Origin of the sequence: Amycolatopsis sp. CFH S0740 (genome assembly GCF_004522315.1) — a bacterium.
GTDB classification, from domain to species: domain Bacteria; phylum Actinomycetota; class Actinomycetes; order Mycobacteriales; family Pseudonocardiaceae; genus Amycolatopsis; species Amycolatopsis nivea.
On sequence record NZ_SDLS01000004.1, the window covers coordinates 262,614 to 285,165 of the forward strand.

Genomic DNA, 22,552 nt, shown 5'->3' on the forward strand with positions numbered 1-22,552 from the left:
TCCGGATGCCACATCTCCGGAGTACGATCTCGCCGACCGCGACCAGCCTCGCGGAGAGGGGAAGCGGCGGGGATGAGCGACTGGCGGGTGCCCGGGTTCACTGAGGTCGACGTGCTCGGCGTGGGCGGCTTCGGCCGCGTCGTGCTGGCCAAGCACCAGGAATCCGGCCGGATGGTGGCGATCAAGTACCTCCTCGCGGAGTATCTCGCCGACCCGGACATCGCGGCCGGGTTCCGTCGCGAGGCGTGGTTGCTGTCCGGCGTCCGCAGCCCGCACGTCGTGCAGCTGTTCGACTTCGTCGAAACACCGCAGGGCGCCGCGCTGGTGATGGAGGCCGTGCCCGGCGTGTCCCTGCGCGCGCTTCTGGCGACGGAGAACGTCCTCGCCCCGGAGTCCGCGCTGGCCATCCTCAAGGGCTCGCTGCTCGGACTCGCCGACGCGCACGCCGCCGGGGTCGTCCACCGCGACTACAAACCGGGAAACGTGCTGGTGTCGCAAGAAGGCCAGTCGAAGCTGGTCGACTTTGGACTGGCCACTTTGGACGGCCACAATGGACTGACCGCCGGGTCGCCGTCGTACATGGCACCCGAGCAGTGGGCCGGGCAGCCGGGCCAGCCCGCCACCGACGTGTACGCCGCCACTTGCGTGTTCTACCAATGCATCACCGGACACCAGCCGTTCGAGGCGACCACCACGGACGAACTCCGCTCGCTGCACCAGATGGCGCCGGTGCCGCTGGACGCGGTACCCGAGAAACTCCGGCCGCTGATCGCGCGCGGCATGGCCAAGGACCCGGCGTGGCGACCGTCCACAGCGGACGCTTTCGTGTCCGAATTGGAAACCGTCGCCCGCAAGGCCTACGGAAAGAACTGGGAGAAGCGCGGTTGGAAGCGCCTGGCCGCCGCGTCCGCCGCTCTGACCGCGCTCACCCCGCTGGCCCTCCTGACCACCGCGGGCACCGCCGCCGCGCCGACCGGAGCGGGTGCCGGGGCGGTCGCGGCCGGGGCCGGGGTGCCGACCGCCACGAGCACCGGAGCCGGGGCGACCGCGGTGATCGTCGGCAAGGTCGTCGCGGTGCTGGTGGTCGTCAGCGCACTGGTCACCGGCGGAATCCTGGTCTTCAACCGCCAGGACGACCCGCCCGCGCCGGCGGCGCTCACCGTCGCGATGCAGACCGATTCCGGCCGCGACCAAGCGCTCCCGATCACCTACGACCTCCAGTATCCGCAGGTGTCCGGCGGACCGGACGCCGCGGTGCGGAAACGCGTCAACGACGCTTTGCGCGCCCCGATCGACAAACGGCTGAAGGCCATCCGCGACGCACGCGCCAATCCGGACTGGCGGCAGCAGTTCACCGACACCGGGGACACGCCCGCGGCGCACACGACCGCGCAGATCCTGCTGCAGACGCCGAGCCTGCTTTCCGTTCGCTACGACCACGGTCTCAATTCGAATGTCCTCTCCCACACGACCTGGCGTTTCCCGGAAACCGTGAACGTCGACCTCGCCACCGGGAACCCGCTCGGCCCCCAGGACATGTTCCGGCCCGAAGCGCTGACCGCGGCCGGGATGAAAACGCTGACCGACCGCATCGACCCGCACACCCAAGCCGGTTTCTGCCGGGAGCCGACCGTCGGCTACGACACCGGCCGGAAAACCACCGTCGACGCGGCGGACCGGGTGCCCGGCCGCGGGCACGTGCCCGCGCCGCCGATCGGATTCACCAAGACCGGGGTCCAGTTCGAAATGGTGTGGTACGAACTGGGATGCATCATGGCGGCCGGAAAAGAAACGGTCGTCCTCCCCTATTCCGAGATCAGCGACCTGCTGCAACCGAAATTCCTGACAATGTTGGGCGTCGGAGCGACTTCCCCGGCGCCCTCGACGCCGTCTTCGTCCGCCCCGGCGGCCAGCACCACCTACACCAACCCCCGGTTCGGCTTCACCACACGCGTTCCCCAGGGATATACCGCGGCGCCATACAGCCCGGAAAACGGCGACGGAATGACGTTCGCCAACAAGCCACTCCACGCGACCATGACCGTCTGGGGCACCAACTCAGGCGGCCGCACTGTCGCCGCCGCACTGGCCGACGCGGCCGCCGAGACGGAAGCACAGTCCGGCCGGGTGACCTACCGCAAGGACGAAGGCGACCACTACTCGATTTCCGGCTATCAAAGCGACGGAATGATCTTCTACGAGATAGGTTTCTCCGGCCCCGGGTCGACGGCGACATTGCGCTGGGTCTATCCGCGCGAGCACAAAGCCGAACTCGACGCGCCGGTGAGCACTACCGCGGAAGCCTTCCGTCCGGGAGACCTCTCCCAGCCGCACTGACCCTCGGCCGCGAAACGAATCAGCCGAGACCGAGCAGCGCGTCGGCATTTCCGTGGGCGATCTTTTCCTGATCCTCATGGGAAAGATGCGAGCCGGTCAGGAACGACACGGCGCCCTCGTTGCCGAGCATCGGGAAATCGACGGAATGGAGGATCCGGTCGGCGCCGACCGTGTCCGCGCAGTACCGGAGCTGGGCCTGGCTGAACATGCCGCTCGGGGTGATGAACACGTTGTCCCGGAAGTACTCCCGGAAGGTCCGGTCGAGCTTGGTCATCCGCCGCGGCATGCTCTCGTCCAGCCGGTCGAGGTAGAACGGGATGAATTCGCCCCAGTGGCCGAGGATGAACTGCAGCCCCGGATAACGGTCGAGAACCCCGGTGAGCACCAGGTGCAGGAAGTGCACGGCGGTTTCCTGATGCCATCCCCACGCGGGGAGCCGGAGCGCCGCCGACACCGCGGGCGAGAGCCCTCCGGCGTAATTGGCTTCGCTGACCGCCACCGGCGGCGGGGCCGGGTGCAGGTAGATCGGCACGGACAGGTCGCCGGCGGCGCGCAGAATGGGATCGAAGCGCGGCTCGTCCAGGAATTCGTCGTCGGTGCGCCCCATGATCATCGTGCCGACGAAGCCCAGTTCACTGACGCACCGGCGCAATTCGTCCGCCGCGGCGGCGGGGACGGCCGTCGGCAGGGTGGCGAACGCGGCGAACCGGCCGGGAAACGCCGCTACCGCTTCGGCCATGGTGTCGTTGGCCGCGGCGGTCAATTCCGGTGCGACGTCCGCCGGAAGGAAAGTGTTGACCAGCGAGAGAACCTGCGTGGTGATGCCGTGCCGGTCCATGTCGGCGATCCGGGCGGCGCCCAGGTCCGCCAGGAGTTCGGGATGCCGCGGGTAGGGCATCCCGGTGTCCGGGTCGAACGCCGCGGCGTAGCCGGGCACGTGGTTCAGCAGATTCGGCATGCCGGCGGCGGTCACCGCCGGGTCGGTCCAGTGTTCTTCGAGCGTGACAATCCGCATCGCTGCCCCTGTTCGTCGGTCTGTCCCTCCACGATGGCCCCCGGCGAGCGATAAGCTCAAACACTTGTTTCTGATTCACTGATCAGTCCGGCTGATAGGAGACGGGATGGAGCTGCGGCACCTGCGCTATTTCGTCGCGGTGGCCGAGGAGGGCGGGTTCAGCGCGGCCGCGCGCACGCTGCACGTCGTCCAGCCCACGCTGAGCATGCAGATCCGGGACCTGGAGCACGAGCTCGGCGGGCCGTTGTTCGAGCGCACCGGACGGCGGCCCCGGCTCACCCCGGCCGGCCAGGCATTCCTGATCGAAGCGCGGCAAGTACTCGCCCAGGCTGGACGCGCACAGGACGCCGCGCGGTCCGCCTTGCGCGGGGAGACCGGGAGCGTCCGGATCGGCGTGGCGGGCGCCGTGGTATTCGGCGGCCTCCTGGCCGGTCTGATCCGCGAGTTCCACGAGGCACGTCCGCTCGTCCGGATCGAACTGCGGGAGGCGGGGCCGCAGGTTCAGCGCACGGCGATCCTCGCCGGCGAACTGGACGTCGGTTTCAGCGCGCTCCCGGCCCCGCCCGGCGAACCCCGGCTGGCCTCGGCTCCGGCCAGTTCGGTGTCGTTTCTGGTCGCGCTGCCCGCGGGGCACCGCCTCGCCCGGCACCGGACGCTGACCGTCGAGCAGCTCGCCGGGGAGGAACACATCGAGTACATCATCGGCGACGGCGACCTCGCGCCGCCGTGGCCGCGTCGGCGCGAGGCGGACCCGCCATCCCGTTTTCGCGCCGACAGCACTTTGAGTGTGCTGGCACTGATCGCCGCGAAGGTGGGCATCGCGGTGGTCCCGGCGGGCGTGGAACGGGCCGCGGTCCCGGAAGTCGTGTATCGGCCGCTGGCCGAACCCGGCCGCGCGACCGACTTCCACCTGCTGCACCGCAGCACCGAACCGGCGCCGGCGGTGGCCGCTTTCGTCAACGCCTGCCGGCAGCCGTCGGCACTCCGGCCGGGGCTTCCGGACCGGGCAGACCCGTGAGACAGCCGGTTGCCTCAGGCGCGCGATGCGGCACCGCACCCGCCGACGGAAACCCTTGAGGGGCAAGCTTTTCCCTGACGCATCGGGTGCGAAATCCAGTGGACGGACACCGGACGGCGTGGTCTGATCGAGGCGAACGTCCCGGGCCGCGCCGGGCACCTGACCGAGAGACTTGCCTTTGCCCGCAACGCACTCCGCCGACGAAACCTTGGTCAAGCGCCTCCTGATTGCGCAACTGCCCGAACTGGCCGCCCTCCCGCTGTCGCGGCTCGAACCGGCCGGTTCGGACAACGTCCTCTACCGGCTCGGGGACGAGTTGTCCGTGCGCCTGCCGCGCGGCGAGTGGGCGGCGGGGCAGCCGGAGAAGGAGTCCCGGTGGCTCCCCCGGCTCGCGCCGCACCTGCCGCTGGCGATTCCCGAGCCGGTCGCGCTCGGGGCGCCGGGCGAAGGCTATCCGTGGCACTGGTCGGTGTCCCGGTGGCTGCCGGGCTCGCCCCCGGACATCGGCGGGCTCGTCTGCCCGGACCGGATCGCGACCGGACTGGCGCGGTTCGTCGCGGCGCTCCACCGGATCCCCGCCGATCCCTCGCTCGCCGCCGGACCGCACAACGGGTTCATCGGCGCACCGCTCGCGCGCCGGGACACCGAAACGCGCGCCGCGATCGCCGAGACCGCCGACGTCTTCGACAGCGCCGCGCTGACCGCGGTCTGGGACGCCGCACTCGCCGCGCCGCCGTGGCCGCACCCGCCGGTGTGGGTGCATGGCGACCTGCATCCGGGCAACCTCCTGCTGGCGGACGGACAGATCAGCGCCGTCCTCGACTTCGGCGGACTAGGCGTCGGCGATCCGGCTTGCGACGCACTGATCGCATGGACGCTTCTCCCGCCTTCGGCTCGGGAGATCTTTCGCGCGGAGTCGGGCCTCGACGAGGACAGCTGGACGCGCGGGCGCGGATACGCGTTGAGCACCGGACTCAACGCGTACACCGCTTATGCGGCAACGAATCCCCGCGTGGCCGCGAGCACGAGGTACCAGATCACGGCGACGCTGGCAGACTTCCAGCGAGCCTGATTCCGCACCCCAGCTCGCCAATATCCGACAAATCCGGCACGCGCTGTTGCTCCATTCGGATGATCGACAACTTTCTCGCCCGGCATCCGCCCCCTGTCGCACCTAGCCTCGACGGACCCGGCGGCCGCAGACTGTCCCGCGTCAGCGAGGCCCGGCTCCGCGGCCGGTTCCGACATCGTTGTCGGCAGGGCGGCGCCGCGGGACGGCACGGCTGGACGAGAGGAAGATCGATCGATGGCTGATCGGATCACCGAAGAGGGCCAAGGCAACCCGGAGAGCCGCGGCGAGGCGGCCTCGGGCGAGGCAGCGGCAAGGAATGCGGTCCCGGCGGAGGCTGCCGAACGCACGGCGACTCCGGCCGAAGCCACCCCACGCACAACGTCCCCGGCCGGATCGGGCGCAGACGCGACCGCACACGCGGCGGCGCCGGGCGAGGCAACCGACCGCACGGCGACCCCGGCCGAGTCGAGCGCAGGAGGCGCGACCGCACAGGCGCCGACGCCGGGCGAAGCAACCGCCCGCACCGCGACCCCAGCCGAAGCCGCACCGGGCAAGGCGGCCGCAGGCGAGGCGATCTCAGGCGAAGCCGCCGCGCCCGCGCACACAGCCCGCGCAACCTCAGGCACAGCCGAACCGCCCGCGAACACCCCCGAAGCAACCCCGCACCACACCACCCCTGGCACAGCAGCAACCCCCGCCAGCGACCCCAAAAAGCTTCGCTCCCGGCACATCACCATGATCGCCCTCGGCGGGATCATCGGGGCCAGCCTCTTCGTCGGCTCCGGCAACGTGGTCCGCGCCGTCGGGCCCGCCGCCGTCGTGTCCTATCTCATCGGCGGGCTGCTCGTCTTCCTCGCGATGCGGATGCTCGGCGAGATGGCCGCCGCGCGGCCCGCGATCGGGTCGTTCATGGAGTACGCCCGGGTGGGGCTCGGCGAGTGGGCGGGATATCTCGTCGGGTGGCTCTACTGGTACTACTGGATCGGCGTGATCGCGTTCGAGGCGGTCGTCGGCGGGTCGGTGCTCGGCGGGTGGTTCCCGGACGTGCCGCAGTGGGTGTTCTCGGTGGTGCTGCTGCTGTTCTTCACCACCACGAACCTGGTGTCCGCGCGGTCGTTCGGCGAGGTCGAATACTGGCTGGCGAGCATCAAGGTCGCCGCGATCATCGTGTTCCTCGCGGTCGGCGCGCTGTTCGCGTTCGGGCTCTGGCCGAAGGCGAGCTTCTCGATCCCGAACCTCTGGCAGCACGGCGGGTTCGCGCCGAACGGCTGGTGGCCGGTGCTGAGCGGCGTCGCGATCGTGATTTTCTCCTACTTCGGCACCGAGATCGCGGTGATGGCGGCGGCCGAGTCCGAGGATCCGGCCAAGGGCGTGCGGCAGGCGGTCGTCACGGTGATCTGGCGGATCCTGCTGTTCTTCGTCGGCGGCGTGCTGCTGATCGTCACCATCGTCCCGTGGAACCAGCTGCCGAATCCCAAACAGGAGGGGCCGTTCGCGCACGCCTTCACGCTGTTCGGACTGCCCGGCGCGGGTCTGGTGATGAACGCGGTCGTGCTCACCGCCGCGTGTTCGGTGCTCAATTCCGGGCTCTATTCCGCCGGACGCATGTTCTCCGCGCTCGCCGAGAAACGGCTGGCCCCGCGCGCGGTGGCGAAGAAGAGCAAATCCGGCGTGCCGGTCGTCGCGGTGGTGGCTTGCACGATCGGCGGGTACATCGCGGTCTTCGTCAACTTCGTCGCGCCCGACTCGGGCATCTTCGACTTCATCATGAACTCCGCCGGACTGGTCGCACTGTTCGTGTACTCGTTCATCGCGTTCACCCAGATGCGGATGCGGCACAACATGACGCCGGAGGAACGCGCCGGGCTGAAGCTCAAGATGTGGCTGCACCCGTGGCTCGGCATCCTGACCGTCGTCGGCGTCGGGGCGATCATCGTGGTCATGCTGCTGACCGACGACTCCGCCCGCACCCAGGTGTGGACCAGCATCGTGTCGCTGGCCGTGATCGCCGCGTTCTGGCCGCTGGTGCGCAGGCAACTGCGCAAGAGCGCCGCGAAGGAGAACTGAGGACTCCGGGCGGCCGGAGGGCAGGCCGGGAACGCGCGCCCTAGGCTGTCGCGGTGACTGCGCCGCAGGTGATCGCCGGACGCTACCGGCTCGAGGAACGCCTCGGGGCCGGCGGGATGGGTGTCGTCTGGCGGGCGAACGACCTCGAACTGCGCCGTACGGTCGCGCTCAAGCGTTCGCTCGACGGCGACGAACCGCAGATCCGCCGCGAAGCCCGGCTCGGCGCGGCGCTGCAGCATCCGAACATCGTCGCGGTGTACGACTCCGTTTCCGACGGCACCGACCGCTGGCTCGTCATGGAGTACCTCCCGGCGCGCAGCTTGGCCGAAATCGTGCACACCGACGGCGTCCTCGCTCCCGAACGGGCCGCGGCAATCGGCGTGCAGATCGCGTCCGCGCTCGCCGCGATGCACGCCCGCGGCATGGTGCATCGCGACCTCACCCCGGGCAACGTCCTGGTCGCCGACGACGGCACCGCCAAACTCGCCGACCTCGGCATCTCCCGCGGGCACGAGGTCACGCTCACCGACAGCGCCCGCGTCGGCGGCACCGCCGGGTACCTCGCGCCGGAGGTCGCGAACGGCGAAGCAGCCACCGCCGCGTCGGACGTCTTCTCGCTCGGGGCGACGCTGTTCGCAGCTGTCGAGGGCGCTTCTCCTTGGGGCAGCGGCGAAAACGGGCCGTTCGCGCAACTGCGCCGGGCCGCGGAAGGAACTCCTGAGCCGCTGCGCAACGCTCGTGCGGCTGGGCCCGCGTTGCTGGCGATGCTCAGCCGTCAGCCGGAAAAACGCCCGACCGCGGTCGAGGTCGAGACCTTCCTGCGCGGTGCGCCAGTGCCGCGACCGGCGAAGAAACCCCGGCGTCCCGTGATCATCGGCGCAGCGCTCGGCGCGGTTGTCCTTCTGGCGGCCGGGTTTCTGATCTTCACCCGCGACGACACCCCGCCCGCGAACGCGACCGCCGCGCCGCCGGCGCAAGACCTGTTAGGCGACCCGCGCACCGCGGATCCGTGCTCGCTGCTGTCGGTGAATTCGCTGAGCCAGTACGGCAAAGTGTTCCTCGAACCGAACCTCGGCACGTTCGCGCGCTGCGACCTCAACACGTCCCTGCCCGACCGCAGCGGCACGATCGTGACCAGCCTGGAACTGTCCGAACCGGAGCAGTACCCGCAGGTGCCGCCGGTCCGGGGAAAGCTCGGCGAGATCCGGCGGCCGAATCCCGACGCCGGGAAATGCCGTCGCTCCTTCACGCTGCCGGACCTCTCGGTCGTCACGGTGAGTTCGGTCCGCTCCGACGGCGCGGCCGCACCGCAACTGTGCGCGATGGCGGACGCCGTCGTCGGGGACGCCTACGCGCGCGTCGCCCGCGGCCCGATCGCCCGCCGGGCCCAGCCGTTCCAGCCGGGTTCGCTGGCGCGGACCGACGCCTGCACGCTGGTGGACGACGCCACGCTCCGCCGGACCGTCGGACCGGACTACCCGGTCGACCGGCATTTCGCGAACTGGGCCTGCTCGTGGGGACACGACGCGAAGTCGGTCGACCTGTACTACGACCGCCAGTGGCCGCTGGCCGAGGATCCGCCGGACGGCCAGACGCGCACGACCGTCGGCGGACACCTCGCGTACGTCGATCCGCACGAGAGCGAAGGCGACACCTGCGACGTCACCCTCGTCCACCGCACCTACTCGCCGACGCTCCCGCCGCTCGAAGGCACTCCCGAACAACGAGACGAAGTCGTAGTCGTCGAGATGACCGACGAAGCCCGCAAAGGAAACCTCACCGCCATCTGCGACACAGCGAAATCCGTCGCCGCGGTCGTCGCGACCCGCCTGCCCTAGAACGGACGGCCGCTCAGCGAACGCCGCGAGATCGGGAAGTCGAAATAGGTGTCCGGGAACGTCTCCGGCTGGAACGTGTAGTGCCACCATTCCTCGGGCAGGTTCTTGAACCCGGCCCGCTCCAGGCCGTGCAGCAGGAGCATCCGGTTTTCCCGCTGCTTCCCGACGATCCGCGGGTCGAGCGTGTGCGCGAGGGTGTCGAAGCAGTCGAAGCCGGTGCCCATGTCGATCGAGTTGTCCGGGAATCGCTCGGCTTTCGGGCCGTAGCACGGGGTCAGCGGCTCGCCGGGGCGGTACGGCCGGGTCGGGAACGCGGGGAGCCGGACGAGCGTCAGGTCGACCGTGCTTCCCCGGCTGTGGCCGGATTTCGCCGCGATGTAGCCGTCCGCGAACAGCCGGTCCTTCTCCACCCGCGGGTAGAACTCGTCCTTCATCCGCAGGTCGGACAGGTCCTCGGCCCAGCGCACGAAGTTGTCGACCGCGCGCTGCGGGCGGTAGCAGTCGTAGACCTTGAGCGTGTAGCCCTGGCGCAGGAACGACAGCTGCGCCTTGTGCAGCGCGACGGCGGCGTCCCGGGTCAGGACGCACATCGGCTGCCGGTACCCGTCGACCGGCGCGCCGGTGAAGTTGTGCGGCGTGATGTAGCGGATCTCCTGCACGATGGTCGGATCGACGTCGCGCAGGGCGACAAATTCGTGCGGTGCCTTGGGCTCCGGTGCGGCCGGCGCCGGCGGTGCGGCGACGAGACAGGTCAACAGGCTCATCGCGGCGACTGCCAGGCCGCGCATCATCTTTCCGCGCATAGCCGGATTGCTTACCACAAGATCGCGCCGAAGTCCCCGGATGCGGAGCGAAACCGCACCCGGGGAAGACCGGCTCAGTAGTCCCACACCGCCGGCACGAAACGGAACGCGTTGCCCGCGACCGCCACGTGGCAGACGGACGGGAACGGCAGGTGCGTCGCCACCAGCTGCTCCCCGCTGGCGGCCAGCTCCGTCAAAAGCCGGACCCGGACCCGGGCCGATTCCTCGGGATCGTGCTCGAACCCGTTGTACCAGTCCGGATTGTCGAACCCGGGCTGGAAGACCGCGTCACCGGCGAACGTCAGCCGTTCGCCGCGGGATTCCAGCCGGACGATGCTGTGGCCGGGAGTGTGCCCGCCGGTACGGCAGATCCGCACGCCCGGTGCCACCTCGTGCTCGGTCTCGAACGGCCGCAGCTGGCCTCGGTACACGTCGAGAAACCGCGTGGCCGTCGTGCGCAGCACCTCCGGGATCGGCTCCGGCATGACCGTCCGCGAGAAATCGGGCGCCTGCCAGAATTCCGCCTCCGCCGACGCGAGGTGGACCTGCAGATCCTCGCGCAGCCGGCCGCGCAGGCCCTCGACGAGCAGCCCGCCGATGTGGTCCATGTGCAGGTGGGTGAGCACGACGTCGGTCACCGACGACGGGTCGATCCCGGCCGCGACGAGCCGCATCGCCAGCTGCCCGGCGCGCGGGAAGCCCGGGAATTCGGTGCCGAGGCCGGAATCGATCAGCACCGTCCGGCCGCCGCTGCGCACGACGGCGACGTTCAGCGGCCAGTCGATCATCTCCGGCGGCAGGAACATTTCGCGCAGCCACGCGGCCAGATCGGCCCGGTCGGCGTTGGTGGCCAGCGTTTCGGCGGTGATGGGCAGCACGCCGTCGCTGATCACCAGCACTTCGATGTCGCCGACCTTCAGCGCGTACCGCGAAGGGACCGCCTCGTCGAGACGGGCGGAAGGGGCCAAGCTCATGGGTTCTCCTCGGGAGTCGCACAGCCAGATCGTCGGCTAAGACCGGACGGCCGCCCGGTTTGTGACAACCCGCCGGAAAAAGGTGCTCTCGCCCAGGATCCGGTTCCGCGGCGATCAGGCCTGCGGAGCTTTCGAGGCCTTCCGCACCACGCGCCGCTGACCGTCCGCGTGCAGCATGGGCTCGAACCGCGACCGGGCTTGTTCCGCCAGTTCGGCGCCGAGGTCCGCCTCGTACCGGCTTCCCGACGCGGCGATCCGCAACCGGTCGCCCCGCGTGCCGAGGCCCGTGATCCGGTTCCGCGCCACCGCCAGCAGCTGGACACCGTGCGTCAGCGGCCGCCGGCCCAGCACATGGCGGACCACCACCAGCTCCTGCCGTGTCAGCACGACGAACGCCGCGGGCCGGGATTGCTGCCACAGCCAGCGTTGCGGGAGTTCCGGTTCCGCGCCGAGGTAGCGCGTATGCCGGGGATGTCCGAGCGCCACCAACGGCGACGCCGGGAGCCGCTCCCAGCCGAGGGCGGGCGGGCCCGCGTGCGCCGGTTCCGGCGCGCCGGGGCGGTGCGCGCGCGACCGGACGTGGGTCAGGAGGTCGGCCACCGCGGGCCACGCCCACGAGCGGTAGCGGAAAACCAGTGTCGTACGGACACCGGTTAGCACCAGGCACGCGTGCTTCCCCGCCATCGCGTGCTCGACCGCGATCAGCTCCGGGTACGGGATCGCGCCGACGATGCGCGGGTACGGCAGGTCGTCGACCCACAGCGCCACCCCGCGCGCGCCCGCGCCCAGCGCCTGTTCCGGCGTCCACACCACGCCGTCGCCCGACGGCCGCGTCGCCGACGGGGCCAGGACCACTTCGCCCGGACCGACCAGGTCCGCGAGGTCCTCCGCCGCCGCGCCCGGCCGGGACCAGCGGGAAGGCGGTTTGGTGTCGAGCCGGTCGGCGAGGTCGCGGCCGACCTGGATCTCCCACGGCTCGGCCGCGGCACTGAGCGCGGCCCGCGCACCGCCGATGCCGGACATGCGAGCCTCCTGCCGCCGCGGGAGCCGGGCCAGGCGCCCGGTGCTTCCAGCGTATACACCGCCGCGGAGCCGGTTCTCATTCCGGAGTTCGCCCGGGTGGGACCCAGATCACCCGAATGCCGCAACCAGCTTCGACCATGCGCCCGGGCCCGCCGCGCCCCTAGAATCGGCGGTGCGGCACCGGGGCCACACCGTCCTTTGTGGACACGATGCCGCGCGGTCAGCCGTCGACCCTGGAGGGAACCTCGTGTCCGCACCGGAATCCGTGCAGATCGTCACCGCCCGGCGCATCGTGACCATGACCGGTGCCGAACCGCCTGCCTTCGCGATGCGCGGCGAACGGATCGTCGCGCACGGCGCCGTCGCCGACCTGCGCGGCGAGTTCCCGGGCGCGCAGCTGCACGATTTCGGCGACGCTACCGTCATCCCCGGCTTCAACGACGCCCACCAGCACCCGACCGTCGTCGCCGCGCAGTCCTTGCAGGTCGACCTGTCGCCGTCCCGGATCAGCTCGACCGCCGACCTCACCGCGGCCCTGCGCGAACAAGCCGCCGCGACGCCGCCCGGCGAATGGGTCATCGGCTGCGGCTACGACTCGTTCCGCAGCAACGGCGGCCGCGAACTCACCCGCGCCGAGCTGGACGAAGCCTGCCCGGACCACCCGGTATTGGTCGTGCACGTGACCCTGCACGCCGGCGTCGTCAACTCCCCCGGCCTCGCCCTCGCCGGCCTGACCGACTCGAGCGAACCCCCTCCCGGCGGCCACCTCGGCCGCGACGCCGCCGGCCGCCTCGACGGCGTCATCCACGACCAAGCCCTCTACGACCTGGCGTTTCCCGCCTTCACCCCGCGCCCGACGATCGTGCAGGACCCGTCCACCGAGGTCCTGGCCGCCGCCTTCACCCGGCACGCCGCCGCGCTGCACGCCGCGGGCATCACCTCGGTCGGCGACGCGCTGGTCGGCCGCACCGAATGGCAGGTCCTGCGCCACCTGGCCGACCAGGGCCAGCTCACCCTGCGGGTCAACGCGCTGGCCGCCTACGACCACTTCGACTACTTCCGCGCTCTCCCCGACACCCCGCTCACCCCGGAAACCCGGCTGCGCCTCGGCGGCGTCAAGACGTTCGCCGACGGCGCCGTCAACGGCGGGACCTGCCTGGTCGAACAGCCCATCGAAGGCACCGACAGCTACGGATTGGAGCGCGTCAGCGCCGCCGAACTGGCCGACACCGTGCGCCACGTGCACGACGCCGGCTGGCGAGTCTGCGTACACGCCAACGGCGACCGCGCGATCCGCCGGGTCCTCGACGCCGTCGACCAGGCCCAAGCCGCGAGCCCGCGCGAGGATCCGCGGCACCGCATCGAACACTGTTCCATCATTGACGACGAGATCCTGAAGCGCATGCGCGACCACGGCATGGTCGCGGTGCCGTTCGCGAACTACGCCGCCGCGCACGGGGACAAGCTGACCAAGTACTACGGGGCGGAACGCGTCGAGCGCATGTTCGCCCACCGCTCGATGCTCGACGCCGGGGTCGCCGTGGCCGGTTCGTCCGACCATCCGTGCGGGCCGTTCCCGCCGCTGTACGCACTGCGCAGCTGCGTCACGCGGCTGGCCCCGAACGGCGAGGTGTTCGGGCCTTCGCAGCGGATCAGCGTGGAGGCCGCGCTCGGGATTTACACGACTGGGTCGGCCTATGCGTCCGGCGAGGAGGCGACCAAGGGACAGCTCGCGCCGGGATTCCTGGCCGATTTCGCGGTGCTGGCGGAGGATCCGTTCGCGGCCGATCCGGAGGCGCTGGACCGGGTGCGGGTAAGGGAAACGTGGGTCGGCGGGGAGCGGGTCTGGTCAGCGTGATTTATCGCCGGAAATTCGATATTTGCAAGATTAATCGAACCGGTTAGCGTTTTCTTTATGAACGCTGTCGTCGTCCGCGCCACGCCCGAATCCGTGCCACAGCTCGTCGCCTCGGCAACCGGCCTGTTCGCCGAGGACGGCGGGCGGCGGGATCCGTACCTGGATGTCGCGTGGCCGCGCCGCGAAGGCGCTGCTTACTTCGCGGACCTGGTGCGCCGCAACGATTCCCTGTGCCTGCTGGCGTACTCCCCCGCAGGCTCCGCGATCGGCCACCTGATCGGCCGGATCCGCCGCCCCGACCCGCTCCGGCCGGACGCGGTGGTCGGCGTGCTGGAGAGCCTGCGCGTCGACCCCGCGCATCGCGAGACCGGTGTCGCGACCGCCTTGACGGAAGAATTCTTCGCGTGGGCCAGGAAATCCGGTGCGAATCAAGCCAGCGTCACCGCCTACGCGGCCAACGAATCCGCTATCAGCTTCTACCGCGGGCGCGGTTTCGCCCCGTTCGAACTCACCTTGCACGCGCCGATCTAGCCTTACAGGGTCAAATATCCCTGCGCGAACCCCGCAGCCACGGCCGCCGCACGATCATTGACGCCGAGTTTCGCGTACACGTGCAGCAGGTGCGTCTTCACCGTTGCCTGGCTGATGAACAACTGCTCGGCCGCCCGACGGTTCGACGCACCCTTCGCGATCAGCTGCAGGACCTCGATTTCGCGTTCCGACAACAGGTCCGCCGCCGGTTGCCGCAGCTGCCCCATCAGGCGCGTCGCGACCGTCGGCGACAGCACCGCTTGGCCCTGCGCCGCGGCTTCGACCGCGCGGAAAAGCTCCTCCCGGGGCGCTTCCTTCAGCAGATACCCGGTGGCTCCCGCTTCGATCGCCGGGAGGACGTCGCTGTCGGTGTCGTACGTCGTCAGCACCAGGATTCGTGCGGGGACACCGCGTTTCGCCAGTTCCTTGATCGCGGTGACGCCGTCGGTTCCCGGCATGCGCAGGTCCATCAGGATCACGTCCGGGCGAAGCTGCTCGCCCGCCGTGATCGCGGTGGCCCCGTCCGCGGCCTCGCCGACTACCTCGAACCGCGGGTCGGCGCCGAACATGCCGCGCAGGCCGTCGCGCACCACGGGGTGATCGTCGACGATCAGCAATGAAATCACCGCGCACCTCCAGCCGGAATGGCGGGCACGGTCGCTGAGATCGCCGTGCCGCGGCCGGGTTCCGATTCGATGTCCAGGCGTCCCGCGAGGCGCTGCACCCGCTGCCGCATTCCGGACAGTCCGAAGCCGCCGTTCGTGGAACCGTTGGCGCGCTTGGCATTCGGTTCGAAGCCGACGCCGTCGTCGCGGACGTCGAGGGTTACCAGGTCCGGCATGTACGACAAGGTCAGGCCGACCCGCTTCGCTCGCGCGTGCTTCGCGACGTTCGACAGCGCTTCCTGCGCGGTCCGCAGCAAAGCCACTTCGACGTCGGTGTGCATGGGGCGGGCGTCACCGGTGGTGGTGAGCACGGCGTCGACGCTGTTGGCCGCCGACCAGTTCCTGGTCACCTCGCCGATCGCCTCCGGGAGCCGGGCTTCGGCGAGCACCGACGGTTCGACGGAGTGCACCGTCCGGCGCGCCTCGACCAGGCTTTCCCGGGCCAGGTTCGTCGCGTTCGCCACGTGGCGGCCCAGCGCTTCCGGTTGGGCCGCGGTTTGTTCGGCGGCTTGCAGCTGGGTCAGGATTCCGGCCAGACCCTGAGCGAGGGTGTCGTGGATTTCCCGCGCCATCCGCTGCCGTTCGTCCAGGACCCCGGCCTCGCGAGCCTGGACCAGCAATCGCGCGTGCAGTCCGGCGTTCTCGGCCAAGGCTGCTTCCAGTTTCCGGTTTGCCTCGTGCAGCTCTGCAAGCGCTTGTTTCTGCAATTCGTTCCGCTGGTAGGCCATGTCCACGAAATAAAACACCGCTCCCGCCAGCGCGATCGAAAGCACGCTCACGCCGAGCCACACCCACCAGAGATTTTCCGCGTCGATCTTGGCGATTCCACCCAGGAAGGCCATTGCCGAGACCAGCGCGGTGGCCGCGGCACCGGCGTATCGCCAGCGTCCGGTCAGGTACTGAAATGCTTGCGGGTAGCCGACAAAGGCGAACAGGCCGTACCACGGCGCGAGAGCTGCCAAGCCCGCCGTGATCGCCAGCAGGCCCGCGTAATATCCGGCCCGCAATGCGGGCGGATGAAGAGTGTGAAACCACAGCAGCCACAGGGCGGCAGCGGCGGAAAGACCCAGTACGACCGGAAGATCCGCGGGCAGCTGAAGAAAAGTAATGCTCACGCTCACCGCGAGAAGGACGTACGGCAGCACGCTGAAGGTCGCCGTCTGTGCGCGTTCCCAGCGGTCGAACTCTTCGCGCAGCTCCCCCTCGATGCCCACCAGTCACTCCCAGCGGAAATAGCGCGCGGCCAAGCCCCCGGCCACGACAAGCCACCCTAGCATGACGCCGAGGTGCAGCAGCTGCGGCAAATTCCCGGAAGCCGTGTCCTGCAACGCTTGTACGCCCGCGCCGAGCGGCGTCAGGTCGCTGATCGTCCGCAGCACGTCGTTCATGTCGGCGCGCGGCAGCCAGAGCCCGGCGAAGAACACGAGCGGGAAGAACACCAGGGAACCGACCGCGCTGGCGCTTTTCGCGGACCGGGCGAGCGCCGCGACCAGCAATCCGATCGCGAACAGCGCCAGTGCCAGCAGGGCGAAACTGAGCAGGTACCCGGGCAGCTGCCGAGGGAGGTCGATACCGAAAGCCAGCCATCCGGTTAGGAGGATGACCAGCGTGGACGCCGCCGACAGCACCACGGCCATCAGCAGTTGCGCACCGAGCAGGACGGTCGGTTTCACCGGGGTGAGCCGCATCCGCCGCAGCACGCCTTTCTCGCGATAGGAGGCGAACAGCTGGGACAGGCCGCTGAGCGAGAACAGCGCGACCCCCATCGCGACGACGATCGGCAGGTACCGGCTGATCATCCGGACTCCGTCCGGTCCGGGGTCGCGCAATGCCGGGATCAGGCCGAGAACGCCGAACAGGACCGGCGAGAACGCGAGCGCGAAGAACACGACGATCGGCTCGCGGAAGAACAGTTTCGTTTCGGTGGCGGCGAGCCGGGACAAGGCGGGCACCGGGATCTCCTCAGGATTCGATGGAACGGCCGGTGAGCGCGACGAACGCGTCGTCCAGCGTGGTCTGGTCCATGCGCAGGCCGGCGATCTGGTGGCGGGCCAGCGCGGACGTCACCGCGAGCAGCAGGTTTCCCCGTCCGGTGACGACGATCTGGCTGCCGGAGCGCTCGACGGCGGTGACTTCCGGCAGCCTGGTGAGCACGGCGTCGTCGAAGGGTGCGGCAGCGCGAAACCGGAGCCGCTGCTGGTCGTCGACGCGTGCCACCAGCCCGGCTGGACTGTCGACCGCGACGACCTGACCAGCGTCGATGACCGCCAGCCGGTCGCACAGCCGCTCGGCTTCCTCCATGAAGTGCGTGACCAGCAGGATCGTCACGCCGCGCGCGCGGATGCGTTCGACCAGGCCCCAGACGTCGCGGCGGGCCTGCGGATCGAGGCCGGTGGTGAGTTCGTCCAGCACCGCGACCTTCGGATTGCCGAGCAGCGCGAGCGCGATCGACAGCCGTTGTTTCTGGCCGCCGGACAAGCGGCGGAACTGGGTGCCGAGTTTGGTCTCGAGGGTGAGGATTCCGGCGAGTTCCCGCCAGTCGGCCGGGTCGCGGTAGAACGAGCTGTAGAGCTGGAGCGCCTCGCCGACATTCAGTTTGTCCGGCAGTTCGCTTTCCTGGAGCTGCCCGCCGAGGACCTGGCGCAGTTCGGCGTCGTCGCGCTGCGGGTCGAGGCCGCAGACCCGGATCGCCCCGCCGTCCGGCCTGCGCAGCCCTTCGACGCACTCGACGGTCGTGGTCTTGCCTGCCCCGTTCGGGCCGAGAATGCCGAAAATCTCGCCCGGTTCGACGGCGAAACTGACGCCGTCGACCACGGTCTGCCCGCCGTACCGCTTGACGAGGCTTTCCACCTCGATGATTGCCATGCGTCCACCGTGCCGGGCGGCACCGGTGCGGCGAATCGACTGCGCGGCCAGACTTTCCGGCCGGTCCGGGCGGAGCGGCGGATCAGCCGATCGGTCGATGCGAGATCAACCGAGGTGCACGGACTCCGCCCCGATCGCCGGTTCGACGTGCACTGCCGCGGCGGTCAGACGGGGCACCGCGGCGATGAGCCGGTGTTCCAGGCTGTGCGCCAGTTCGTGCGCCTGCTCGACGGTGAGAGTGTTACCGACCTGGACGGCGAGTTCGGCGCGCAGGCTGTGGCCGATCCAGCGCATCCGGACCTCCCGCACGCCCTCCACCCCGGGCACCGCCGCGGCCGTCTCTTCGGCCAGTTCGACGGTCGCCGGGTCGACGGCGTCCATCAGCCGCCGGAAGACTTCCTTGGCCGCGTCGCGCAGGACGAACAGGATCGCGACGGTGATCAGCAACCCGATCACCGGGTCGGCCGCCGGGAAACCGAGGGCCACTCCGACTGCGCCCAGCACCACGGCCAGCGAGGTGAAGCCGTCGGTGCGGGCGTGCAGGCCATCGGCGACCAAGGCGGCGGAGCCGATTTCGCGGCCGACGGTGATGCGGTACCGGGCCACGAGTTCGTTCCCGGCGAAGCCCACCACTCCGGCGGCGGCGAGCACCCAGAGCTGCTGCACGGGATGCGGATGCAGGAGCCGGTCGATCGCTTCGTAGGCGGCCAGCGCGGCGGATCCGGCGATGATCAGCACCACGACGACTCCGGCGAGGTCTTCGGCGCGGCCTAGGCCATAGGTGTAGCGGCGGGTCGCGGCGCGGCGGCCGAGTGCGAAGGCGATGCCCAGCGGCAGGGCGGTGAGGGCGTCGGCGAAGTTGTGGATGGTGTCGCCCAGGAGAGCTACCGAACCGGTGACCGCGACCAGGGCCAGCTGGATGACGGCGGTGCCGAACAGGGCGGCGAACGACCAGATCAGCGCCCGGATGCCGCGCTGGCTGGTTTCGAGGGCAGTGTCGAGGCGGTCGGCGCTGTCGTGGCTGTGCGGGGTGAGGAGGTGTTTGACGCGGTGCCGCCAGGTCGCTGGCTCGTGGTGGCCGTGGCCGTGGCCATGCCCGTGGCCGTGGCCGTGGCCGTGCGCGGGCTCATGATCGTGACCGTCGCCATGGCCGTGCGCGGGCTCGTGACCAGGGCTGGAAACGCCATGGCCATGCGCGGGGTCGTGCCCATGCGAGTGACCAGGGCTGTCCTGGCGGGATTCCGGCTCGTGCGGGTGGCCGCCGCCCGCCGCGGTCTCGGAACCGTGTCCCAGCTCTGCCATCGCCCGCTCCCGGATGTTCCGCAATGTCCCACGACCGGGCGAACGCCCTGGCCCACTGTCAGCATACCTGCGCAGATGCGCAGATAACCGAGAAGGAACGGTAGCATCGGGGCATGCACTCCTCCCTGCCGGACTTCGACATGCCCTCCGACGAGCAGGTCCACCTGGCCGCGGAAAGCTTCCGCCTGCTCTCCGACCCGACGCGGATCAAGGTGCTGTGGGCGCTGCTGCAGGGGGAATCGTCGGTGGCCTGCCTCGCCGAACTGGCCGGGGCCGCGCCGACCGCGGTCAGCCAGCATCTGGCCAAGCTGCGGCTCGCGGGGCTGGTGAAGGGCCGCCGCGAGGGAACGTTCGTGTACTACTCCGCCGCGGACGAGCACGTGCGCGGGCTGCTGGCGCAGGCGCTGCACCACGCCGACCACGTGGACCGCGACATCCCCGGCGGCGACGCCCAGCCGCACCGGCCTCGGATGCGGAACGCCTGAAGCGCTCAGGCGGCCTGAGCGCCAATGCCGGGCCGTGAGGGCCACCCTGAGGGAATCTGATTCCCTCAGGGTGGCCCTCACGGCCCGCACGACACGGGCAGATGAGAATGAATCGGGCATTTCGGCGGCGGTGGCGTCTCTTGTGGACGGTGAGCGGGACTGAGGCCGCCTAAGTTCCTGGATTGGGCCTGAGCCCCGACCAGGTGCCGCAACGGTTCCGGCAGCACGTCCCAGACCTCGTCCGCCACCTGCACCGTCTCGCGGCCCAGCACGTCCAGCACCACGCCGGCCCGGTGCACGGCCTCCGGATCCGTCAGGTCCGCCCGGCGCGCGATCCGTCCGACGAAGTCCTCCAGCTCGTAGCGTTCCCCGGAGCCGCCGCCCGGGCGCAGGTCGTCGGCCAGTCCGGGCGGCAGTTGCACCGCCAGGCTGGCCGCCGCTTCCGGCGAGATCCGCTCGGACAGCGTCCGCAGCACGGCGTGCGCGACCTGTTCGGCGTCGCGGGACTCCGCGAGGCAGGCCCGCCTCCGGATGAGTTCGACGATCTCGTTCATCGTTCCCGGATACCCGGGGCAGCCGCCCGCAATCGTCCGGTTAGCGGCGCCACCACCGGGTATCAGCGGTTCATGGACCATTCAGCGACGTCTCCCGCACCGGCCGAGCAGGCGCAGACCGCGCTGCGCCGGCTCCGTCGCGAAGCCGGTGCCGGCGGCTACGAATCCCCCGCGGAGCTGTACCGCACGCTCGGCCTGCTGAGCCTGCTCGCCGACGACCTCTCCGAACTCCTCCCCGACCTGGGCGGCCAGCTCGAGGAATCCTTGCTCGCCGGGCGCGTGCGGCACCATTCGGACGACGCGCAGGAAGCCTGCGACGCGGTCGCCTCGGCGGCGCACAGCATCTCGGTCGCCCGCTTCACCGCGCTCCTGGTCGGGCAGGAAATCCAGAAAGCACAGACCGCGATCCGCGATCTCGCCGCCGCCTGACGCCGTTTTGCCCCGTCCCGCGCGGGTACCCGGACGGAAAGCGCCGCAGCGAGGAGGGAGCATGATGCCCGACAGCGATCCGGCCGAGCCCGAAACGCTCGACCAGTCCGAGTCCCTCGACGAGGACGAACTGCGGGTCGACCCGTTGGAGGCCGGGGTCGAACCGCCGGAGCGCTGGAGCCCGGCGACCCGGCAGGCCACGACGCCCGCCGAGGCGCGCGAAGGCGAACCGCTCGGGAACCGGCTCGCCGAGGAACGCCCGGACGTCCAGCCGGTGCCGAACCCGCCCGACGACGAGACGCTCGCCCGTGCGGAAGCGGCCATGGCCGCGGCCCCGGACGAGGACCTCCCGCAGCGCCGTGCGGATCCGGATCCGGCCGAACAGGCGGACGAGGCAGGCGGTTCCGTCGCGAAGTCGCTCCGCGAGGAGTGACCGGGCGCGACCGGCCGCGGAAAGGAGTCCCCATGCCGACGGTCACCACCCGTTCCTGGGCGCGGCCGGTCGTCGCCGTGCTCGGGCTGGTCTACCTGGTCCTCGGCATCGCCGGGTTCTTCGTGCCGGAAACCGCGCACGCCGGGCACGACACCACGCGTGTCGTCTGGCTGTTCAGTTCCAGCACGGTGCTGAACATCGTCCACACTGTACTCGGTTTGCTCGGGATTTTGGCCGCACGCAAGCTTTCCGGAGCCGTCGCGTACTGCTGGGTGCTGTTCGTGGCGTTCACCGGGCTCACCGCGTACGGGATACTGGCGACGGCGTTCAGCACCGCACGCGACGACCCGGTGAATCTCAACTGGGCGGACAACTGGCTGCACGGGCTGACCGCGCTCGTCGCCTTGGTCATCGCGCTCAGCGGCAGCCGCGAACGGGCTTAGGGGCGCCGCCAGCTGTGGTCCGGGAACGCCGTTCCGGCCTGCGCGCCCATGCGCATCAGCCCGCCGTCGACCACCAATGAAGCACCCGTGATGTACCCCGCCGCGGGGGTGGCCAGGAAAGCCACCGCCGCGGCGACTTCGCGGGCGTGCCCGGGGCGGCCCAAGGGAATTCCCGGACGCTCCTGATCGCGCGGGTCGACGTCGGTCTGTCCGGTCATCGGGGTGGAGATTTCGCCGGGGGCAACGGAATTGACCGTGATCCCGTACTCGGCGAGTTCGAGCGCGAGCACCTGGGTCAGCGCGCCCGCACCGGCTTTCGCCGCGCAATACGGAGCGGCGCCGACGCGGGGCACGTGCTCGTGGACGCTGGTGATCGTGATGATCCGGCCGCCGCGCCCGGCGTCGATCATGTGGCGTGCGGCGCGTTGCGAGCACACGAAAACGCCGTGGAGGTCGACGTCCACGACGCCGCGCCAGGTGTCGAAATCCATGTCCATCGCGAGTTCGCTGCTGCCGGTCCCGGAGCAGTTGACCAGCACGTCGACGCCGCCGAGTTCGTCAGCGAGGTCGTCGACGGCGCTAGCCGCGGTCGGCAGGTCGGTGAGGTCGAGCTGCCGCACGTGCGCGGCGACGCCCTGCTCCCGCGCCTCGGCGGCGGTCTCCTGCGCCCCGGTTTCGTCGGTGTGCCAGGTGATTCCGACGTCCACTCCCCCGCCGGCGAGCGCGACGGCCACCGCCCGGCCGATGCCGGAATCCGCGCCGGTCACGACCGCCGTGCGCGGCCCGTCCGCTTCCTCGGGCAACGGTGCTGGGTCCACCATGTCTTCTCCTTCCCTTGCG

22 protein-coding genes are annotated in these 22,552 nt (G+C 70.3%); 11 read left to right on the forward strand and 11 right to left on the reverse strand.

The window, feature by feature from the left end:
- Window positions 1–72: 72 nt before the first annotated feature.
- Window positions 73–2,337 (forward strand): protein kinase, encoded by a 2,265-nt coding sequence (locus EIZ45_RS09655; RefSeq protein WP_134662310.1) that lies wholly within the window; start codon window positions 73–75, stop codon window positions 2,335–2,337.
- 19 nt (window positions 2,338–2,356) lie between these two features.
- On the opposite strand, the gene EIZ45_RS09660 is transcribed toward EIZ45_RS09655, so the two are convergent.
- Window positions 2,357–3,352 carry an amidohydrolase family protein gene (locus tag EIZ45_RS09660; RefSeq protein WP_134662311.1) on the reverse strand — a complete coding sequence of 332 codons (996 nt, stop codon included), beginning with the start codon at window positions 3,350–3,352 and terminating at the stop codon, window positions 2,357–2,359.
- Window positions 3,353–3,458: 106 nt separating this feature from the next.
- Between EIZ45_RS09660 and EIZ45_RS09665 the strand changes: the two genes are divergently transcribed.
- The 4 genes from EIZ45_RS09665 (at window position 3,459) to EIZ45_RS09680 (ending at window position 9,347) form a co-directional block, all read left to right on the forward strand.
- The gene (locus tag EIZ45_RS09665; RefSeq protein WP_134662312.1) at window positions 3,459–4,370 is read left to right on the forward strand and encodes a LysR family transcriptional regulator; all 912 of its coding nucleotides are present in this window, start codon (window positions 3,459–3,461) and stop codon (window positions 4,368–4,370) included.
- Between the two features lie 172 nt (window positions 4,371–4,542).
- Window positions 4,543–5,442, forward strand: a complete 900-nt coding sequence (locus EIZ45_RS09670; RefSeq protein ID WP_167756391.1) for an aminoglycoside phosphotransferase family protein — start codon at window positions 4,543–4,545, stop codon at window positions 5,440–5,442.
- A 234-nt stretch (window positions 5,443–5,676) separates the two neighbouring features.
- Complete coding sequence (locus EIZ45_RS09675) at window positions 5,677–7,509, forward strand: amino acid permease (RefSeq protein WP_370318133.1); 1,833 nt, start codon at window positions 5,677–5,679, stop codon at window positions 7,507–7,509.
- Between the two features lie 53 nt (window positions 7,510–7,562).
- Window positions 7,563–9,347: a serine/threonine-protein kinase gene (locus tag EIZ45_RS09680; protein ID WP_134662313.1), complete on the forward strand. Its 1,785-nt coding sequence runs from the start codon at window positions 7,563–7,565 to the stop codon at window positions 9,345–9,347.
- Here the strand turns inward: EIZ45_RS09680 and EIZ45_RS09685 are convergent.
- The 3 genes from EIZ45_RS09685 to EIZ45_RS09695 form a co-directional block, all read right to left on the reverse strand.
- Window positions 9,344–10,150, reverse strand: a complete 807-nt coding sequence (locus EIZ45_RS09685) for a M15 family metallopeptidase (RefSeq protein ID WP_134662314.1) — start codon at window positions 10,148–10,150, stop codon at window positions 9,344–9,346. The genes EIZ45_RS09680 and EIZ45_RS09685 overlap by 4 nt on opposite strands.
- Window positions 10,151–10,224: 74 nt before the next feature.
- Window positions 10,225–11,124 (reverse strand): MBL fold metallo-hydrolase, encoded by a 900-nt coding sequence (locus EIZ45_RS09690; protein ID WP_037813090.1) that lies wholly within the window; start codon window positions 11,122–11,124, stop codon window positions 10,225–10,227.
- A gap of 114 nt (window positions 11,125–11,238) precedes the next feature.
- Window positions 11,239–12,147 carry a hypothetical protein gene (locus EIZ45_RS09695; RefSeq protein ID WP_134662315.1) on the reverse strand — a complete coding sequence of 303 codons (909 nt, stop codon included), beginning with the start codon at window positions 12,145–12,147 and terminating at the stop codon, window positions 11,239–11,241.
- A 247-nt stretch (window positions 12,148–12,394) separates the two neighbouring features.
- On the opposite strand from EIZ45_RS09695, the gene EIZ45_RS09700 reads away from it, so the two are divergent.
- On the forward strand, window positions 12,395–14,005 hold the full coding sequence (locus EIZ45_RS09700) for an amidohydrolase (protein ID WP_205669848.1): 1,611 nt from the start codon (window positions 12,395–12,397) through the stop codon (window positions 14,003–14,005).
- 57 nt (window positions 14,006–14,062) lie between these two features.
- On the forward strand, window positions 14,063–14,536 hold the full coding sequence (locus EIZ45_RS09705; RefSeq protein ID WP_134662317.1) for an N-acetyltransferase: 474 nt from the start codon (window positions 14,063–14,065) through the stop codon (window positions 14,534–14,536).
- 2 nt (window positions 14,537–14,538) lie between these two features.
- On the opposite strand, the gene EIZ45_RS09710 is transcribed toward EIZ45_RS09705, so the two are convergent.
- The 5 genes from EIZ45_RS09710 to EIZ45_RS09730 form a co-directional block, all read right to left on the reverse strand.
- Entirely contained in the window at window positions 14,539–15,162 is a 624-nt protein-coding gene (locus EIZ45_RS09710) for a response regulator transcription factor (protein WP_037813102.1), read from the reverse strand.
- Complete coding sequence (locus EIZ45_RS09715) at window positions 15,159–16,415, reverse strand: sensor histidine kinase (RefSeq protein WP_134662318.1); 1,257 nt, start codon at window positions 16,413–16,415, stop codon at window positions 15,159–15,161. The genes EIZ45_RS09710 and EIZ45_RS09715 overlap by 4 nt, the downstream gene beginning before the upstream one ends.
- A gap of 3 nt (window positions 16,416–16,418) precedes the next feature.
- Window positions 16,419–17,153 (reverse strand): ABC transporter permease, encoded by a 735-nt coding sequence (locus tag EIZ45_RS09720; protein WP_134662319.1) that lies wholly within the window; start codon window positions 17,151–17,153, stop codon window positions 16,419–16,421.
- 10 nt (window positions 17,154–17,163) lie between these two features.
- A complete protein-coding gene (locus EIZ45_RS09725; protein ID WP_134662320.1) occupies window positions 17,164–18,066 on the reverse strand; it encodes an ABC transporter ATP-binding protein in 903 nt (300 codons plus the stop codon).
- 105 nt (window positions 18,067–18,171) lie between these two features.
- The gene (locus EIZ45_RS09730; protein ID WP_240690569.1) at window positions 18,172–19,368 is read right to left on the reverse strand and encodes a cation diffusion facilitator family transporter; all 1,197 of its coding nucleotides are present in this window, start codon (window positions 19,366–19,368) and stop codon (window positions 18,172–18,174) included.
- 113 nt (window positions 19,369–19,481) lie between these two features.
- Here EIZ45_RS09730 and EIZ45_RS09735 point away from each other — a divergent pair, with 113 nt between their 5' ends.
- Entirely contained in the window at window positions 19,482–19,853 is a 372-nt protein-coding gene (locus EIZ45_RS09735; RefSeq protein ID WP_067584194.1) for a metalloregulator ArsR/SmtB family transcription factor, read from the forward strand.
- Window positions 19,854–19,930: 77 nt separating this feature from the next.
- On the opposite strand, the gene EIZ45_RS09740 is transcribed toward EIZ45_RS09735, so the two are convergent.
- On the reverse strand, window positions 19,931–20,407 hold the full coding sequence (locus EIZ45_RS09740; protein WP_167756392.1) for a DUF2267 domain-containing protein: 477 nt from the start codon (window positions 20,405–20,407) through the stop codon (window positions 19,931–19,933).
- Window positions 20,408–20,479: 72 nt separating this feature from the next.
- Between EIZ45_RS09740 and EIZ45_RS09745 the strand changes: the two genes are divergently transcribed.
- The 3 genes from EIZ45_RS09745 to EIZ45_RS09755 all read left to right on the forward strand — a co-directional run bounded on the left by EIZ45_RS09745 (window position 20,480) and on the right by EIZ45_RS09755 (window position 21,712).
- On the forward strand, window positions 20,480–20,836 hold the full coding sequence (locus EIZ45_RS09745) for a hypothetical protein (RefSeq protein WP_037813113.1): 357 nt from the start codon (window positions 20,480–20,482) through the stop codon (window positions 20,834–20,836).
- Between the two features lie 64 nt (window positions 20,837–20,900).
- Window positions 20,901–21,269 (forward strand): hypothetical protein, encoded by a 369-nt coding sequence (locus EIZ45_RS09750; RefSeq protein ID WP_134662467.1) that lies wholly within the window; start codon window positions 20,901–20,903, stop codon window positions 21,267–21,269.
- Between the two features lie 32 nt (window positions 21,270–21,301).
- The gene (locus EIZ45_RS09755) at window positions 21,302–21,712 is read left to right on the forward strand and encodes a DUF4383 domain-containing protein (RefSeq protein ID WP_134662322.1); all 411 of its coding nucleotides are present in this window, start codon (window positions 21,302–21,304) and stop codon (window positions 21,710–21,712) included.
- Here EIZ45_RS09755 and EIZ45_RS09760 read toward each other — a convergent pair.
- Window positions 21,709–22,533 (reverse strand): SDR family oxidoreductase, encoded by an 825-nt coding sequence (locus EIZ45_RS09760; protein WP_134736043.1) that lies wholly within the window; start codon window positions 22,531–22,533, stop codon window positions 21,709–21,711. The two genes, EIZ45_RS09755 and EIZ45_RS09760, sit on opposite strands and share 4 nt — an antisense overlap.
- Window positions 22,534–22,552 lie beyond the last annotated feature (19 nt).